Annotated in this window: 14 protein-coding genes; 4 read left to right on the top strand and 10 right to left on the bottom strand. The window is 54.6% G+C overall.

Features of this window, described 5'->3' with window-relative positions; all coding sequences use genetic code 11:
* Positions 1-145 precede the first annotated feature (145 nt).
* Positions 146-1,426 carry a retropepsin-like aspartic protease gene (locus EFA69_RS07595; RefSeq protein WP_123132504.1) on the top strand — a complete coding sequence of 427 codons (1,281 nt, stop codon included), beginning with the start codon at positions 146-148 and terminating at the stop codon, positions 1,424-1,426.
* 49 nt (positions 1,427-1,475) lie between these two features.
* On the opposite strand, the gene EFA69_RS07590 is transcribed toward EFA69_RS07595, so the two are convergent.
* From EFA69_RS07590 to EFA69_RS07565, 6 genes are all read right to left on the bottom strand, one after another.
* Entirely contained in the window at positions 1,476-2,351 is an 876-nt protein-coding gene (locus EFA69_RS07590) for an NAD(P)-dependent oxidoreductase (RefSeq protein ID WP_262696977.1), read from the bottom strand.
* 107 nt (positions 2,352-2,458) lie between these two features.
* On the bottom strand, positions 2,459-3,772 hold the full coding sequence (locus EFA69_RS07585; RefSeq protein ID WP_123132502.1) for a sensor histidine kinase: 1,314 nt from the start codon (positions 3,770-3,772) through the stop codon (positions 2,459-2,461).
* Position 3,773: 1 nt separating this feature from the next.
* Entirely contained in the window at positions 3,774-4,448 is a 675-nt protein-coding gene (locus EFA69_RS07580; protein WP_123132501.1) for a response regulator transcription factor, read from the bottom strand.
* A gap of 18 nt (positions 4,449-4,466) precedes the next feature.
* Entirely contained in the window at positions 4,467-5,387 is a 921-nt protein-coding gene (locus EFA69_RS07575; protein WP_148041296.1) for a hypothetical protein, read from the bottom strand.
* A gap of 90 nt (positions 5,388-5,477) precedes the next feature.
* Positions 5,478-5,894, bottom strand: coding sequence for a hypothetical protein (locus EFA69_RS07570; RefSeq protein ID WP_148041295.1), 417 nt, complete (start codon positions 5,892-5,894; stop codon positions 5,478-5,480).
* 373 nt (positions 5,895-6,267) lie between these two features.
* Positions 6,268-6,822, bottom strand: a complete 555-nt coding sequence (locus EFA69_RS07565) for a hypothetical protein (RefSeq protein WP_123132498.1) — start codon at positions 6,820-6,822, stop codon at positions 6,268-6,270.
* A 234-nt stretch (positions 6,823-7,056) separates the two neighbouring features.
* Here EFA69_RS07565 and EFA69_RS07560 point away from each other — a divergent pair, with 234 nt between their 5' ends.
* On the top strand, positions 7,057-7,641 hold the full coding sequence (locus EFA69_RS07560; protein ID WP_123132497.1) for a hypothetical protein: 585 nt from the start codon (positions 7,057-7,059) through the stop codon (positions 7,639-7,641).
* A gap of 102 nt (positions 7,642-7,743) precedes the next feature.
* Here EFA69_RS07560 and EFA69_RS07555 read toward each other — a convergent pair whose 3' ends face one another.
* The 3 genes from EFA69_RS07555 to EFA69_RS07545 form a co-directional block, all read right to left on the bottom strand.
* Complete coding sequence (locus tag EFA69_RS07555; protein ID WP_123132496.1) at positions 7,744-9,618, bottom strand: CocE/NonD family hydrolase; 1,875 nt, start codon at positions 9,616-9,618, stop codon at positions 7,744-7,746.
* A 163-nt stretch (positions 9,619-9,781) separates the two neighbouring features.
* A complete protein-coding gene (locus EFA69_RS07550) occupies positions 9,782-10,555 on the bottom strand; it encodes a hypothetical protein (RefSeq protein ID WP_123132495.1) in 774 nt (257 codons plus the stop codon).
* A 185-nt stretch (positions 10,556-10,740) separates the two neighbouring features.
* On the bottom strand, positions 10,741-11,550 hold the full coding sequence (locus tag EFA69_RS07545; RefSeq protein WP_148041294.1) for a hypothetical protein: 810 nt from the start codon (positions 11,548-11,550) through the stop codon (positions 10,741-10,743).
* Positions 11,551-11,962: 412 nt separating this feature from the next.
* Between EFA69_RS07545 and EFA69_RS07540 the strand changes: the two genes are divergently transcribed.
* Complete coding sequence (locus EFA69_RS07540; protein ID WP_123132493.1) at positions 11,963-14,506, top strand: M14 family metallopeptidase; 2,544 nt, start codon at positions 11,963-11,965, stop codon at positions 14,504-14,506.
* 169 nt (positions 14,507-14,675) lie between these two features.
* Positions 14,676-16,124, top strand: coding sequence for a PQQ-dependent sugar dehydrogenase (locus EFA69_RS07535; protein WP_123132492.1), 1,449 nt, complete (start codon positions 14,676-14,678; stop codon positions 16,122-16,124).
* Positions 16,125-16,184: 60 nt separating this feature from the next.
* Here the strand turns inward: EFA69_RS07535 and EFA69_RS07530 are convergent, their stop codons facing one another.
* Positions 16,185-16,508, bottom strand: a complete 324-nt coding sequence (locus EFA69_RS07530; RefSeq protein ID WP_123132491.1) for a Rieske (2Fe-2S) protein — start codon at positions 16,506-16,508, stop codon at positions 16,185-16,187.
* Between the last annotated feature and the right edge of the window lie 763 nt (positions 16,509-17,271).

Raw genomic sequence — 17,271 nt, 5'->3', positions numbered from 1 at the left:
GGAAAGCCCTCTTGAGAGATTTTTAGCCGATTTTTTCGCCGGAAAAGCTGGCTGCGTGCGTGCAAAAACGCTGGAAAGGTCTGTTGAGGGGCCTCTTTACTTTTCCTGAATAATTTCCTAACTTACTCAGACAGAGTCAACAGTCATGGGAAAACTTCAGCTAAAGCGGTTTTTAACGAAGTTGTTCTTTTTGCTGGGCTTGCTGTTGCCCTTTGGGGCCTTTGCGCAGGAAACGGGGCGGGTGCTGCCAATAGAGGAAGACGGGCTCAAGTTTAAGTTCGGGCGCAAGAAAGTGGCCATCCCGTTCCAGTTGGTGCACAACCTGGTCATCATTCCGGTGCAGATCAACAACTCCAAATCCCTCAATTTTGTGGTTGACACCGGAGTAGACCGCACGCTTCTCATGGAACTGGGGCTGTTTGACACTATTGCCCTCAACAACATTGAGCGCCTGTACCTGCGGGGGCTGGGCAAGGGGGCGGGCATCCAGGCCATGCTGTCGTCGGGGAACAGGATGAGTTTTGCGGGGGTGGAGGCCACCAACCAGAAAGTGTTGGTACTGGAGGAGAACATCTTCAACCTTTCCACCCGGCTGGGCATTGAGGTGAACGGCATCATCGGGTACCCGCTTTTCAATGCCTTTGTGGTGGAGATTGACTACGCCCGCAAAGTCCTTACGCTGTATAAACCAGATAAATACCCCGCCAAAAAAGCCAAGAAATGCACCGTAATACCGCTGACCATAGAAGATGCCAAGCCCTACGTGCAGGTGCAGGTCGCATTCCCAGACCAGCGCAAGTACCCCCTCCGGCTCATTGTGGACAGCGGCATGAGCACGTCCATGCTATTGTACCCGCCCACGCTGCCCCAAGCCAAGTTGCCCGAGCGGCGCATTGAAGCCTTTTTAGGGCGTGGCCTGAACGGCGACATTCACGGCGAAATCGGGCGTTTGGAGGCGCTGCATCTGGGAGAATACATTCTTGAAAAGCCGCCCACTTCCTTCCCAGACAGCATGTCTATCCGGTACGCGCTGGGGCTGAACAACCGCAACGGAAACTTAGGCGCCGATGTGCTGCAACGTTTCAGGGTGGTGTTTGATTACCACAATGGCCGCATGCTGCTCAGGCCCAACCACAAGTTCAAAAAGCCATTCTATTACAACCTGAGCGGGTTGGAGCTCATCAGCCCAATACCAGGGTTCAATTTCTACACCATTTCGCACGTGCTGCCCAACTCCCCGGCCGAGCGCGCGGGCCTGGCGGCCGGCGATGCCCTCCTGAGCATCAATGGGGTGAGGTGCATGGAGAAGACGCTGGTAGAGGTGCTGGACCAGTTCCAGAATGCGCCGGGGCGGCGATTAGTACTTAAGGTGAGCCGCAATTATAAGTCCTTTGAAACCACGCTGCACCTACAGGATTTGATCTGATTTCCGTTTAGGGGCTCTTTTTCCAAAAACAGCCCCTAAACGGAAAGATTTACTTAGTGGGGTTGATGAAGTCATATACCGCCGAGAAATCCTGTTCGCCCAGTCCGGCTTGTTTGGCCATGGCAAAGACTTCTTTCACGGTATGCAGGGTTGGTAACGCAATGCCTTGCTCATAGGCGGTAACCCCGGCCAGATGCAGGTCTTTGTGCAGCCACTCCAGCGGGAACTCGGGGGAGAAGTCGCGGGTAAGGAGTTTTTCCTGTTTGAGTTTGAGGAAAGGCGCGCCGCCGGGGCCGTTGAGCAAAGTCTGGCACAGCGTTTCCTCGGTAATACCCAGAGAAGTGCCCAGTTTCAGCGCTTCGGCGAAAGCCCCCATGATCTGCCCAAAGAGCATGTTGTTCACTATTTTCATGCTTGAGCCCTGCCCGTGGTCACCAATGTGGAGCACGTCTTTGCCCATGGCATCCAGCAACGGGCGCACTTCCTGCAGGTCTTGGGCAGCGCCGCCCACCAGAAACACCAGTTGGCCCGTCTCGGCGGGTTTCAGTGAGCCCGACACGGGCGCGTCCAGGAACCGATGGCCCATTTTCTGGGCGGCCTTGGCCATGCGCACGCTAAAGGAGGGATTCACGGTGCTGGAATCAATCCAGAGGGAATTGCCGGGCATTTCCTTCAGGAAACCGTGCTGGCCCAGGGCGGCTTCCTCCACGGCGTCTGGGGTGGCCAGCATGGTGAAGATGACACGGCACTGTTTGCCCACTTCCTCTGGGGTTGAAGCCAGGGTAGCGCCCTTGGCGACCAATGCCTCGGCTTTTTGGGCGGTGCGGTTGTAGACCACCAGGTTATGCCCCGCTTTTTGCAGGTTGGCGGCCATGCGGCTGCCCATAATGCCCAATCCTATAAATCCTATGTTCATGTGGTTCAAGTTTAGTGAAGACCCAAAGTAAGGAGATACGCACGGGGCGCACAAGTGGTGCCGGGCAATTGCGTTTAGGGGCTCTTTTTTGAAAAACAGCCCCTAAACGCAAAACCTTAGGCCGGGAACCTGAACCGGAACGTGCTGCCCTGCCCCAGCACCGATTCTACGCTCAGGTCAATCTGGTGGAAGGTGGCAATGGTTTTCACAATGGTGAGGCCCAGGCCGTGGCTCTCGCCGTCTGGGGCGTGCAACCGCTTGAACCGGCTGAAGATGTGCGGCAGGTTCTCGGCGGGTATGCCCACGCCCGTATCGGTGACGCAGAGCTCGTAGCCGGTGGGCAGGGAGCGCCCCGTCAGGGTGATTGTGCCTTCGGGTTTGTTGTACTTGATGGCGTTGTTCACCACGTTGAAGAACATGGTGAAGAGCAAAGACTGGTTGGCTTTGCCGAGGGTGAAATCGCCTTTCAAGTCTACTTCCAGGCTTACCTCGCGGGCCTCGGCGCGTTCCTTTATCTCCTCGGCCACTTCCTGGGCCAACTGCGGAATGTCTACACTTTCATTACGCAGGTACTGTTCGTTCTCAATGCGGGAGACGAGCAGCAGCGCCTGAATGATGTTCTTGAGCCGGTGCAGGGTGCGCAGGTTGTCTACCAGTTTCTCCAGCTGCGATTCGGGCGTTTCCGGGTCGGCGAGGAGGTTCTCCAGCCGGTTTTGCAGAATAGAGACCGGTGTGAGCAGCTCATGCGACACATTCCCGATAAACTCTTTCTCTTTCTGGAACGCCTCCTGTATCTGCCCCATCATGGAGTTGATGGTGTCATTGAGGTAGAGGAAGTCCTGGGTGGTGGTGTTGAGTTTCTTGGGCGTGAAGGAACTGGGATGCTCCACGCGCTGCAGGCGTTTCATAATGAGATTGAGCGGGCGCAGCAGAATCTTGCTGAAGGCAAGGTCTGTGAAAACCGTGAGCAGCACCACCGCCGCCAGCACGTAGAGCGCGTATTTTTGCAGGGTTTTGCTGTTGTTCTCAATGGTAGCCAGGGAACGGCCAATCTCCAAGAGGTACCGCTTGCCGCCCAGGTCAAAGGTGGAGGACAATACCCGATACCGCACCACCTCATTCTCCACTTTGCGCAGGCTGTTCTCAATGCTGTTCACCACCTTGCCAGAGTTGATTTCCTCCAGGGAGATGAACTCCTCCCTGAACAGGTTGTAGCTGCCGTAGGCGTTGCCGTCTTCCTCCGTGATGAAGGATTCTATGCCCTGGTCTTCAATGATCTGGTACATCTTCTCCTCCTTGAGCTGGAGGCGGGCGTCTGCGTTGTGCAGGGCCACGGTGTTCACCAGTTTGGGCAAACCCAGAATGAGCAGGAGCAGAACGATGACCTTAGAGGCCGCGCTGAACAGCGCCAGTTTGGTTTGGAGCCGCATGTTAGATCGCTATTCTATAGCCTACGCCGCGCACGGTTTCCAGCCAGTCAGTGGAGGCGTAGGTAGAGAGTTTCTTGCGCAGGTTTTTGATGTGCACGTCTATGTAGTTGGAGTCATAGTCATCTTCCAGAATATTGCCCCAGATGTGCTCCGTGAGTTGCAGGCGGGTTAAGATGCGGTTCTTGTGCAGGAGCAGGTAGTGCAGAATGTCAAACTCCTTTTTGGTGAGCACAATCTCATGGTGGCCGTGCATCACGCGCCGGGAGCTGCTGTCCATCTCAAAGCCGTGGAACATGACGGAGGAAGACTGCAATTTGAATTTGCGGCGCAGCACCGCCTGCATGCGGGCCTGCAACTCCAGGAGGGAGAACGGTTTGGGGAGGTAATCATCGGCCCCCAGGCCCAGTCCTTTGATGCGGTCTTCCAGGGCACCCCGCGCCGTGAGAATGATGATGGCGGGGTCATAGTCAGTGCTTTTTATTTCTTTGAGCAGGTCCAGGCCGTCATAGTCGGGCAGGCCCAGGTCCAGCAGGATAAAGTCATAGCGGTTTACGGCAACCTTCTCTGAGGCTTCGCGGCCGTTGGAGGCCCAGTCACAGACATAATGCTCCTGCGCCAGAAAGTGCATGAGTTCCGTGGCCAGACCAGTTTCGTCTTCTACAATGAGAATGTGCATGGGAGAGGAGGAGTAACGTTAGAACGTATAGCTTAGATTTAAGGAAACAAAAGATTGGGCCTCAGACTCATCGCCTTCCAGCTTGTTCACCGGAACCGAGAATCTGTAGGCAGGTTCAATGTCAATGTTGTACAGGCTGAAGACCAGCGGCACCGTGATGGAGTAATTGAGCACCCTGAACCGCTTGGTGGTGTTGGTGGTAGTAGTGGTGGTGGTTTGGCCGTTCCCGTTTCCCTTGCCATTTCCTTTGCCGTTACCGTTCTTCCAGGGGTCTAGCAGTAACTCCAGCAGCCGCTTGCGGTTCTGCACCACCACGGTATGGGTCTCGGCGAACTCCTGGGTACCGGCAATAATGCTGAACTTGGGATCAATGCCCACCGGGTTTTTCCCTTTCCAGAGTTTCTGGAGCGGAATGTAGCGGGAGTTGTCCAGGACGGTGAACAAGTCACTGCTGCCCCCAAAGATATAGCTCACCGTAAGCCCAGTGAACAGGTAATTCCAGTCATAGTTACCGGAGGCGCTGACCGCGTTGGAGGTCACGGACTTTACCAGCGGCGTGTTGGCCCCGAAGAAAAAGTGCGAATAGCTCACCTGCCCGTCAAACTTCTCGCCAAGGGTATAGCTGTAGCCAATAGACACATCAGTCTCGTCAATGAAGTCCTCGGTGTCAAAAAGCTGGTAAGACATAGCCGAGACAAACAGCCCCGACACGTGGGTATAGGTAAGAGAAGCCGCCACATATGGGTACTGCTCATACGTGTTGCGCCCGAAGAACGAGGCGTTGTTAGCGGTTTCCAGGCCCACCGTTAACCAGGCTTTCCGTTTTTCGGGGTCTTTGCCCGGGGCGGTGATAGGAGTGGGCTTTCCCTTGGGGGCGGCGGCCGCCGAAAAAGCCAGGGAGAAGGCCAATAAAGAACAGAATCCAAACAATTTTTTCATCTGAGCAAGTATAGGTGTGTCATAGGCCAGTGTGTAGTGACGCGGGAAATATGGGTTTATCTGCTCCGCGGGGCAAGCCAGCAGAGGCGATCAATGTTTGCCTACTTTGAAAGGCCGCAATCCTCCGCCCACTTTTACGGGCCGTGCGGCTTTGTTTCCTTTCCCTGCGTTAGCGGGCAATTTGATGCTGCTTCTGCCGGCGCCTCTGCCCGGCCGGGCCGCACTCTGGGGACGGCCCGCCCCGAAGATCTTCTGGGGCTTCACCTGCCGTTTGGCCGGCGCCACCTTCTTTACTTCCTGCCGCTGCGGTTTCACGGTCTGCCGGGCAGCCTGTCGGCTGGCTCTCTGCGGCCGCACCTGGAAGGAGAATTTCCTGGCTTCCGCCGAGGCTTCCCCTACCGCCGTGTGCACCTCCGCCGCCCTCTCCAGACTACTGGCGAGCAAAGGCTGCGTGAACACCGGCGCGACCACCAAAGCCAAGGCGGCCCATAAATAAGATATCTTCATATTGCGTAGACGCATTCCTGTTGTGACACTTAAAACTATTCTAGAAGAGAAAGCGGTTCCAGTTGGTTCACTTCCTGTTCTACTTAATCTTCTCCGGTAGCCCTGCGCCCTGGTTTTTGGCTGTTTTACGAAAAATAGCCCCTAAACGATAATTGGGTGCCGGGCCCGCAGGAAGATCAGGTTCTTAAGGGGTGGTAAAGGTACAAAATTGAAGCTTACGCTCCGGGGTGCCGTACGCCGGGGCAGAGGTAGCCAAGAGCCAGTTGAAAACAAAACAAATGCTGATGACAAATTTCATGGTATGTGCGTGTGTGTTAGGTGAGGGATGGATTCCGTGGCTCCGGCCCATGCCGGGGCCACGGAAGTAGACAGACTATTTTCTAAGGGCTTTGGCGGCTGCGTTGGGGTTCACTTTCACCGGTCGGGGAGCTTTGGGATGAGCTTTGGCGCGGTTTTCTTTCGCTACCCTTACTTTGGCGGCAGCACCGGTTTCCACTCTTCCGGCGCGGGTCTGGCGTTTGGCCGAGGCAGTTTCTTTCACCAACTGCCCTTTGTCTCTGCCCGCCGCGGCGGTCTCACGGCTGAGGTCGCTCACTTGGGTTCCGTGGTTGGTTTTCAGATCCTCTTTGGTTTTCTGTTTCAGCGCTTCCCGTTCCTGGGCGGCGGCTTCTTTTCTGGCTTGGCGACGGGCTTTGGCTTCCTCTGTTGGGGCGTGCTGGCCTGTCCGGCGTTCGGGTTTGGTTCTGGCTGCTTCACGGACTACCTCACCTTTGCCATCGGCTGTGGTTTCCGCTTGGGCGGAAGCGCTAACGGTAGTGCCGTGGGTAGTTTTGGCCGAGTTTTCAGGGTTGGTTGCCACCGTAGTAGACTGCGCAAAGGCAGGCGCCGCAACTAGAAGGGCAAAAACTGCAATGAGACTTTTCTTCATAATGATAGGCGGGTTCTGTTGATTACTGCGCCAAAACTATTTTGTCAAGATGAAGAGAAGATGAAGAACCGCTTCATGAAGAAATTTTTTTAATTTTTTTTTCATGAGGTTGAATGATGCGTTTAGGGGCCGTTTTTCCTAAAATGGCCCCTAAATAGAAGGTTGTTAGGTTTGTATCTCTTCTGAATTTTAGGGTACTTGGAACACGAAAAACATTTCCCCCTTTCTCCTAACATGAAGAAAAATCTGTTGTTGAATTACTGGCAGGTACTGCTGTGTACGCTGGCACTGTCGGGCTGCGGCCAGAAAGAAGAGGATCCCTCGCCTGATGCTGCGCTGCTCAATGGCACATGGAAAGTGGCTGTACACGAAGGAATGTTGCGTTTCCCTTCCGGTAAACCAGACTTGAGCGGACAATCCTACTACCCACCTTATAGAATAGAAGGCGGAGACACGTTATTTTGGCAGTTCCAGCAAGAGAAGCTGTTGACCCTCAAAGACCCGTACCTGCCGGCTCAAATCTTGCGCGATGGGATGGAGGAACCGGAAGACAGTGCCTCCGCCGCTTTGCCTTTGGATATGATCGAGCGCACATTCCAATGGGCCTTAAAAGACGATTTTCTGGAATTTATGGAGGTATCGTCCCGGCCGCGGTATTTGTTCGGGCATCGTTATAAGATTGAGAAATTAACTTCTGATTCATTGGTGCTGCAATTCCATTCCTTCCCGCTGCAGCCGGAAACAGGAGTAATAACTCCTGATAACCCTGAGTCGGTTTCCAGCTTTGTGAGGAAGGTACGCTTGGCTAGGGCGAAGTAACTCGCTGTTTAGAGGCCGTTTTTTGAAAAACAGCCCCTAAACGCAAAAGCCGCTCTTTACAGAAAGAGCGGCTTTTGCGTTTAGGGAAGAAGAAAGCTTATATTACAGCACTTTCACCTTTAGGTAAGAAGGCTGCTGCGCGTTGTGGTACACGCGGTGGGTGGCCTTCTGGAAATCCTCAGCTTTGGCTTCATAAATGTTGGGCACATATTTCTGCGGATTGCGGTCTACCAGCGGGAACCACGTGCTCTGCACCTGCACCATAATGCGGTGGCCTTTCTTGAAGGTATGGAGCACATCCTGTAAGGGTACATTCACAGGGGTAACTTGGTTAGGCGTGAAGGCTTCCGGTTTCTCATAACTGTTTCTGAAGCGGCCGCGCAACACCTCGCTGCGCACCATCTGCTGGTAACCGCCCATTTTCACGTTGGCCGGGTTGTGGGCATTCTGGCGGGCAGAGTCGGGGTACACGTCAATCAGTTTTACTACCCAGTCAGCGTCTGAGCCGGTGGTGGAGACTTGTAGCGCCGATAAGATGTCCCCGGCCAGGGTGATGTCCTCCGTCAGGACCTCGGTTTGGTACACCAACACGTCTGGGCGGCGGCCGGCAAAGCGCTGGTCATCGGTCATGTACTCGCGGGTCATGCCCACGGTGGTTTCCTCAGAGAACGGCACGGGTTTGTTGGGGTCGCTGATGAACTCGTCAAAGCCTGCGCCTGTGGCAGCAGGTTTTTCAAAGCTGAGCGTTCCGTTCGCCCCAAAATAGAGCATGCGTTCCTGGGTGTTTTTGGGGGGCCACACGGCAAACTCGCGCCACTGGTTGGCACCGGTGTTGAACATATAGGCTTCGGGCAGGCCCGGGGTGCCTTTACCGTTTCCTTTGAGGTAGTGCCGGAAGAACTTGGCTTCTATGTTAGGGCGGTAGAACTCAGAGGTGTTCTGCCGGAAAGACACCTTGCCCAGGTTTTCGCCGGTAGAGCGCGACCAGCCGCCGTGGTACCAGGGGCCCATCACAATGGTGTTGTACGCTTTGGGGTTGTTCTTCTCAATGGTTTTATACGTTTCCAGTGCCCCGAAGAGGTTTTCAGCGTCAAACCAGCCGCCTACCACCATCACGGCCGGCTTCACGTTTTTCAGGTGCGGCCGTATGTTCATGGCCTGCCAGAACGCGTCATAGTTGGGGTGCTGCATGAGGTCGTTCCAGAAAGAGACGTTGTTTTTGAGGTAAAGGGCGTTGGCGTTGCTCAAAGGCCCCATCCGCAGAAAGAAATCATAGCCGTCTGGCGTGCCGTGGTTGAAGCGGGGCGCGCCGGTGGGCGAAGGCTGAGGGCGCGGCTGCCCGAAGCTGGACAGGAAGTTAAAAGCGTGCGGCAAAAAGAACGCGCCGTGGTGGTGGAAATCGTCCCAGAACCAGTCCGTGACTGGGGCTTGGGGCGAGGATGCCTTAAGCGCGGGGTGGCTGCCCACCAAACCCACGGTGGTGTAATAGCCGGGGTACGAGATGCCCCACTGGCCCACGCGGCCGTTGTTGTTGGGCACGTTCTTCACCAGCCAGGCAATGGCGTCATAGGTATCAGTGCTTTCGTCAATGTCCTTTTTGCCTTTCCTGGTTTTCAGGGGCGCCATGTTCACAAACTCGCCTTCGCTCATGAACTTGCCGCGCACGTCCTGGTAGGCGAAGATGTAACCTTCGCGGAGCATGTCTGAAGACGGCCCCATGCTGGTTTTGTACTTCCCTTCGCCGTAGGGGCCAATAGAATAAGGCGTACGGTTGAGCATGATGGGGTATTTCTGGCCTTTGTCTTTGGGCGCATACACAATGGTGTACAGCTTGGTGCCGTCGCGCATGGCAATCTGGTGCTCGGTCTTCACGTAGTTCTGCCGGATGTACGCCGAGTCTGATAGCGTCTGCGCAGAGGCCGCCAGCGTGGGCCAGAGCAGGACCAGCAGAAGCCATAGCCAAAAGTTTGGTTTCATAAATTTTGTTTGAGTAGGTTGGAGCGGGAAATTAGAGAATCTGCGGGCAGGAGACAACTTCTATTTTGGGGCTGTTTCCAGAAAAGGAGCCGCTAAACGCCAAACCACGCATCAACAGAAAAGCCCGGGTCAACCGGGCTTTTCTGTTGATGCGTGGTTTGGGCTATTTACAACTGTAGTCAAAAGTGACTTGGCTCTTGCTGCCGTTCTGGTCTGTTCTTTCCACTTTGGTAGGGTAGCCGCTCCCGTTGTAGGTATAGGCGTTGGTGTAGGAAGCTTCCTTCACTATGTTGCCGTTCTCGTCTTTCTCCACTTGGGTGCGGGGATTGTTAAGGCTTGCCGGCCCCAACAAGGATTCCAGAACAGCCCCCGGATTTACGCGGTCATCGTAGTCAGATTTCTCCGTGGTGGAGAGCAGGCTGTTCTGGGAGGTGTATTCCTTCACCGTTAAAATATTCCCTTTGGCGTCATACGTGTAGGCTGTGTACCCCCTGGGCAGCGGGATGGTGGAAGGCCCCGAAGTTGGCCGGAAGGTTCTGCTGTAACTGGCTTTCGTGATCTGATTATTGGTGTATTCATACTGCGTGGTGAGGACGCTGGTTCCACCTTCCACCTGCTCTGCTTCGTTCATGAACGTAAGTTTGCCCTGAGCATCATAGGTATAGGAAATTTCATCATTGCTGCCGGAGTACGTTACCTTACTGGGTTTACCAGCCGTGTTGTAGTCAATGGTGGCGGTTTGGGTGCCTATGGTAAAGCTGGAGAGTTTATCATTGGTGTACGTGAGCGTGGTAATCTGCTGCCCTTCGGTGGCTTTGGTGAGGGAACAGGTCTGGGCCTCCGGCGTGGGCATGGTGCTTTCGTCATCATCTTCACAGGAGGTGAGCAGGAAGGAGGCACTTGCGATTAAAAAGAGAAAGGTTCTATGGATTCTCATCTGGTGTGTAGGTAATAATAAAAAGGAAATCTTGAGTCATGTGCTTTAAAGTATGTTCTTAGGGGTTGCTGAGCTGTACCCTGTTTTGGAGGTGTTTTCAGAAAAAGAGCCCCTAAACGGGAAGCGGGCTAAGAACAGAAAACCTTTGGGTGAGCGGGCTTTCTGTTCTTAGCGCTGGTGCTTCATCAATTGCAGCTATAGTCTATGTTGGTAACCGTAACCTCCCCGTTTTGGGTGGTGGAGGTGATTTTGGTGGCGTAACCGCTGGAGTTGAAGACGTAGGCATTGGAGTAGGAATTGTCTTTGTCTACCGTGTTGCCCTCTTTGTAGATTGCCGTTAAGATGTTGTTGCCCGATGCCGGGTTCATACCAGGTAAACCCACCATAAATGCCTCTATGCCGGCGCTTGGGTTAGATTTGGTATCATAGGTGTACTCAATGGTATGGTCAGGGGTCTCAGAATCTGCGTCATAATCGGTTGCTTTCAGGACATTGCCCTGGCTGTCATAGGTATAGGTAGTGTAGCCCATAGAAATCATGAACGGACCTTCTCCCTCGTCTTCAGACGGAAACACCATGGTGCGGGTAATTTTGGAGATGCGGCCGTTGGTGTAGGTGAACTCGGCTACCTGTCCAGCTCCTCCCAAATCTAGGATGGTTAAAAACGTCCCTATCAGCAGGCCTTGGTCGTCGTACTCATATTCCAGGGTTCCCTTGCCTTGCTCTCCGCCGGAGAAAGCCATTGAGGCCACTTTGCCGGCTAGGTTACCAGCCGAGTGGTAGGAGACTGTTGCGTTCCCGTAGCCCTCCGTGGAGAAGTTGGTGATTTTATCATTGGTATACGTGATGTTGGAGACAAGTCCTTCACTGGTCACTTTCACGGGTCTACAGGTCTGTTGTCCGGGCACGGGGGTACTTTCATCGTCTTCGCTGCAAGAGCCTAACACCAACAAAGAGAATGCAAAAAGCAGAGATAATACTTTGGGTAATTTCATGGTAACGTTCAATAAATAGATAAAAGATGAAGTAGGTTGGAAAGAATGCCAAGCGCTTTATGCATTTTCAAAATTACAGACACCCATAAACATAACTACCCCTAGTCTAAGTAAAACTTTTTTTAATGATATTAATCTGGGGCTACATCCAAGCAAAGGCCGAAAGGCCCTCCGCTGCTCGGTTTCCTGTAGGAAAAAGCACGTGTTGGGATAGTGCTAAAACAAGAGGCGGGAACGGCATGGCAGGAAGTAAAAGATTGGGGTTTAGCTCTCTGCGGGGCCCGTGCGTTTAGGGGCGCTTTTTCGAAAAAGAGCCCCTAAACGCACGGGAGTGTCCTTCATCTTTGCGTAAATTTTTTAAACTTTGGAAATCGCCTGCCACCTGTGGGCAGGCTCACGCAAGCCAACCCTTATGTTTAAAAAAATCTCGAAGCTAGTGCTCTGTGGGGCGCTGCTTTTTTGCGGTACAGCGGGCGGTTACGCCCAAAGTACGCTGCAAACGCCTCAGCAATTCCTGGGGTACAAACTAGGCGAGCAGTTCACCTACCACGCCCGGTTGGTGGACTACGTACGCTACCTCGCCGACCAAAACCCTTCCAGAATGAAGGTGCAGACCTACGGCCATACCTATGAGAAGCGCCCGTTGCTGTTGGCTACCATCTCCTCGCCGGCCAATATGCAGCGCCTGGAGGAAATCAGGACGAATAACCTCAAGAACGCCGGGCTCCTGAGCGGCCAACCTACGGGCGGCAAGCAGCCGGCCATTGTGTGGCTCAGCTACAACATCCACGGAAACGAGTCGGTGAGTTCTGAGGCGGTGTTGCAGGTATTATATGACCTCCTGGACCCCAACAACGCACAGACCCAGAAATGGCTGGAGAACACGGTGGTACTCCTGGACCCCTGCGTAAACCCCGACGGCCGCGAGCGCTACACCCAGTGGTACAACCGCGCCCGCAACCAACAGCCCAATGCCTCGCCGTGGGCCTGGGAGCACAACGAACCCTGGCCCGGCGGGCGCCCCAACCACTATTATTTTGACCTGAACCGCGACTGGGCCTGGCAAACCCAGATTGAGTCCCAGCAACGGGCGGTGGTCTACAACCAGTGGATGCCCCAACTGCACGCCGATTTCCATGAGCAGGCCGTGGATAACCCGTACTACTTCGCGCCCTCGGCGAAGCCCTACCATGATGCCATCACGCGCTGGCAGCGGCAGGCCCAGAACTTCATGGGTGAGTACAACCGCAAGTACTTTGACAAAAACAACTGGCTCTATTTCACCCGCGAGAGCTTTGACCTGTTTTACCCCAGCTACGGCGACACCTGGCCCACTTACCAGGGCGCTATTGCCATGACCTATGAGCAGGGCGGCTCGGGCAGAGCGGGCGTGGTCATCCAGAAATCGGACGGAGACAGCCTTACCTTAAGCCAGCGCATTGCCCACCACCACGCCGCCAGTTTGGCCACCGTGGAGGCCATGTCAGACAAAATGGACCAGGTAGTGCAGGAGTTTAAGAAGTTTTACGCCCAGGCCCAGCGCGAGCCCTTTGGGAAGTACCGCAGCTACGTGTTCAAGGTGAAAGGCGAGGAAGGCCGCATCAAAGATCTCACTCAGTACTTGGACCGTCAGCAGATCCGGTACGGGTACGCCAAAGGAGCCGGAAGCAGCAAAGGCTTCAACTACCAGAACGGAAAAACCGAATCGGTGCGGTATGAGAAAGGCGATTTGGTGATCAGTGCCTATCAGCCTAAGTCTACCTTGCTGAACGTGCTGTTTGAGCCCTCGGCCAGACTGGAAGACTCCGTGACCTATGACATCACCGCGTGGTCCTTGCCATACGCCTATGGTCTTAAGGGAGCTGCTTTCACCAACCGGATAGACGCCGGAGAGGCTCAGCCAGCCGCCGCAACTGCCAATACGGTGGTGCCTGCGGCCTACGCGTACATCGCGCGCTGGAACGGGATTCAGGACCTGCGGTTTTTGGCGGCCCTGCTCAAAGCCAAGGTGCGGGTGCGCTATTCTGAGGTACCATTTGAGCAGAACAAAGTGAAATACGCTCCTGGCACCCTCATCATCACCCGCACCGGCAATGAGAACCTGGATGCCAAGTTTGACCAAATGGTGACCAAAGCCGCCGATTCCCTGGGAATTGAGTTGGCTTCCTCCGCTACCGGGTTTGTGACCAATGGGGCAGACTTTGGGTCCAGGAGCGTGCGTTACGTGAAGGCGCCGCGCGTGGCGTTGCTTACGGGAGAGGGCGTATCGGCCTACGGTTTTGGCGAGGTGTGGCATTATTTTGAACAGCAGATAGGCTATCCGGTCACGGTGCTGGGCGCCAATTACTTTGGCAGTGTTCCGTTGCAGGAATTTGACGTGCTTATCCTGCCCACTGGCTCCTACGGCGGAATCCTGGACGAGAAAACCTTGAACAAAGTGAAGGACTGGGTGCGCGCCGGCGGAAAACTCATTGCCATGGAGGGGGCCGTGAATTTCCTTTCTGACAAACCAGACTTCGCGGTGAAGAAAAAGACCACCGATACCACCAACGCTAAGAAAGCCGCGCCCGCCGCCGAGGACCTCAAAAAGTACGCCAACCGCGAGCGCGAGTCTATCTCTGAAGAAGTACAGGGCAGCGTGTTCAGAATCAACCTGGATAATACCCATCCGCTGGCTTTCGGGTACGGAGCCACTTATCCGGCACTCATCAAAACCAGCAGCTTGCCGCAGTTCATGCGGGACGGCTGGAACGTGGGGGTGGTAAAGGAGGAAGCGCCTGCCACCGGTTTTGTAGGCTCCAAAGTGAGCAGCAACTTGCAGAACGGCCTGGTGCTGGGCGTGCAGGAGATGGGCCGGGGCCAGGTGGTGTATCTGGTGGATAATCCGCTGTTCAGGGCGTTCTGGCAGGGCGGCAAGCTCCTGTTCGGGAACGCAGTTTTCCTGGTAGGGGAATAAGCGACGTGTCAATTTCCTTTCTACAACAGAAATGCCCGCAGCAGCGGGCATTTCTGTTTAGCGGCCGTTTTTCCAGAATTAGCGCCAAAACAGAAAAGAAAAATGCGGGGGAAGCGAATCTGTGTTAATTTAACGGAAGTATCTGTAGAAACCGATAATCACTCTTGCCATGCGTTCTTCCCTTCTTCTTGCGTCTGTTGTAGGTTTAGGCCTCTGGGGCGGCATTGCCTGCACCAAAACCACCTCCTCCGGTTCCAGCAAGGCCTCGGGCACCGGGGCACAGCTGCTCTCGGCGACAGAGGCGGCTGAGGCCCGTACCAACTATGTCAATTACTGCGGGGGCTGCCATGGCCGCGACCTGGAGACATTTGTGAACCGCAAGTGGAAGCACGGCGAATCGCCGGAGGTGCTGTTCAAGGGCATCAAACACGGGTATCCGGAGGAAGGTATGCCCGCCTTCGCGGCCACGTTCACAGACCAGCAGATCACGCAGTTGGTCAGCTACATCAGAGGGGGCATTACGCGGCAAGCCGATGCGGGAGCACAAGAAACGCAGGGCACCGTGCACCGATCTGAGAAACTGAACTTCCGGCTAGACACGGTGGCCACGGGGCTGGACGTGCCCTGGTCCATGGCATTTCTGCCGAACAGCGATATGCTGATCACCGAGCGCTCTGGCACGCTTTACCGTCTTACCCAGAACCGGCAGTTGCAGAAGATTGATGGCGCTCCGGAAGTGCTGGCGCAGGGCCAGGGCGGCCTGCTGGACGTGAAACTCCACCCAGACTTTTCTAAAAACAACGTGCTGTTCCTGTCCTATTCGGCGGTGAAGAAGGAGGGCGGGCAGACGCTTTCCACTACCGCCATCATGCGAGCCCGTCTGGACGGCAATAGCCTGCGGGAGCAGAAAGTGATTTTTGAGGCGCAGCCGTACGCCAGAACCCGCCACCACTACGGCAGCCGCCTAGAGTTTGGGCCAGACGGTTACCTGTATTTCACCATGGGCGACAGGGGCGGCACCAAAGTGAATCCGCAGAATCTGGGCGTGCACGCGGGCAAAACGCATCGCATCAAAGAAGACGGCTCTATTCCCGCCGATAATCCCTTCGTAGGCCGCGCAGACGCTATGCCGTCAATCTACACCTTCGGGAACCGGAACGCCCAAGGGATGGCCTTAAACCCGGCTACCAAAGAACTGTGGCTGCACGAACACGGTCCCAAAGGCGGCGATGAGGTGAATATTGTGAAGAAAGGCCACAACTACGGCTGGGCCGATGTGACCTACGGCATTGACTACAACGGCTCCAAAATCTCAGACCTCAAGCAGAAGTCCGGCATCACAGACCCTATCCACGTGTGGGTGCCGTCTATTGCGCCCTCGGGCATGGCCTTTGTCACCGGCGACCGCTATCCCGGCTGGAAAGGTAGCCTGCTGGTAGGGGCGCTCAGCTTCAAACTGCTGGCCCGCCTGGAACTGAACGGCGACAAGGTGGTGCGCGAGGAGCGGCTTCTGCAAGATGTGGGCCGCATACGGGATGTGCGCATGAGCCCAGACGGCTACGTGTACATTGCCGTGGAGAACCCCGGAATTATCTATCGGTTGGTGCCGGTGAAGTAACCAGGAAGTGTAGCGGCGTTTAGGGGCTCTTTTTCCAGAATTAGGCTTAAAACAGAAAAATTAAGGCATCTGAACGTACACCCCGTCTTCGCGCACCTCCAGCGGGTACCGCACCAGCGGGCGGGTACGGCCTTTGCATTCCTCGCCAGAGATAAGATGGAAACGATAACTGTGCCAGGGGCAGATGATCTCGTTGAGGTAATTGGTGGTGCCGCGGCTGAGGGCATCGCCTAAGTGCGGGCACAGGTTCTCCACTGCAAACAAGCCTGATGGAGTGTGGGCCACGCAGATTTCCTGCCCGGCGGCCAGCACCGCTTTAGAACGGGTAACCGGAATCTGGTCTTTGGCCTGGGCCTCGCTGTCAAATAGTTTGATCCACTGCATACGCCAAGGTACGCAGAAAAAAGAATAGCTGTTTAAGCGTTAATTCCAGAAAAAGAGCCGCTAAACGCCACGAAGGGTAGGAAAGGCTATAAAATGAAAAAGCCCGGAAAAACCGGGCCCCTTACACCAAACTAACAAACAAAACTTTTAAACCTAAATGAAGTCTAAACGCTTCCGTGGGAAATAAGCCGCAGTGGGAAAAACCGTGGCTCCGGTGCCGTTTAGTGATACAAAGATGCAGTGACTTTGCTCCTTGGGCAACGGAAAGAAGAAGAAGCGGCCTTTTTCCTGTCTGAAGCGAGAAAAAGGCGGAGTGAACCGGATTTCCCCTGCCTGAACCCTTCAAAATCTCTCCTGAACCGGGAAGGTAAAAATTCGGACTTTTGCTAAAAAGCACCCGTTTTTTCTCGGTAGCACGAAGTTTTTTCTTCGTTTCCCCCGAAGTCCTCCCAAAAATCTGTCAGATCACCGCTGAACTAGCAACTTCTATTCTCTTCTCTAAATTTTGAAGTAGTCAGAAAACGAAAATAATGGGGCCAGATAGGCTCTTGCGTTTAGCGGCCGTTTTTCCCAAAACAGGACGAAACCAGTAAAAATGAAAAAGCCCGGAAAGACCGGGCCCCTTACACCAAACTAACAAACAAAACCTAAATTCAATTAAAATGCCAAGCGGAGTTGGCGGGGCAACAAGTCCATTTTAAGAAGCCTGCTCGCATGAGCATCAGGGGCTTTGGCCTTGTTGACGATACAAATATGCAGGGTC

This window comes from Rufibacter immobilis (assembly GCF_003721565.1).
Lineage (GTDB): Bacteria > Bacteroidota > Bacteroidia > Cytophagales > Hymenobacteraceae > Nibribacter > Nibribacter immobilis.
This window is presented reverse-complemented; position numbering and strand designations above follow the sequence as displayed.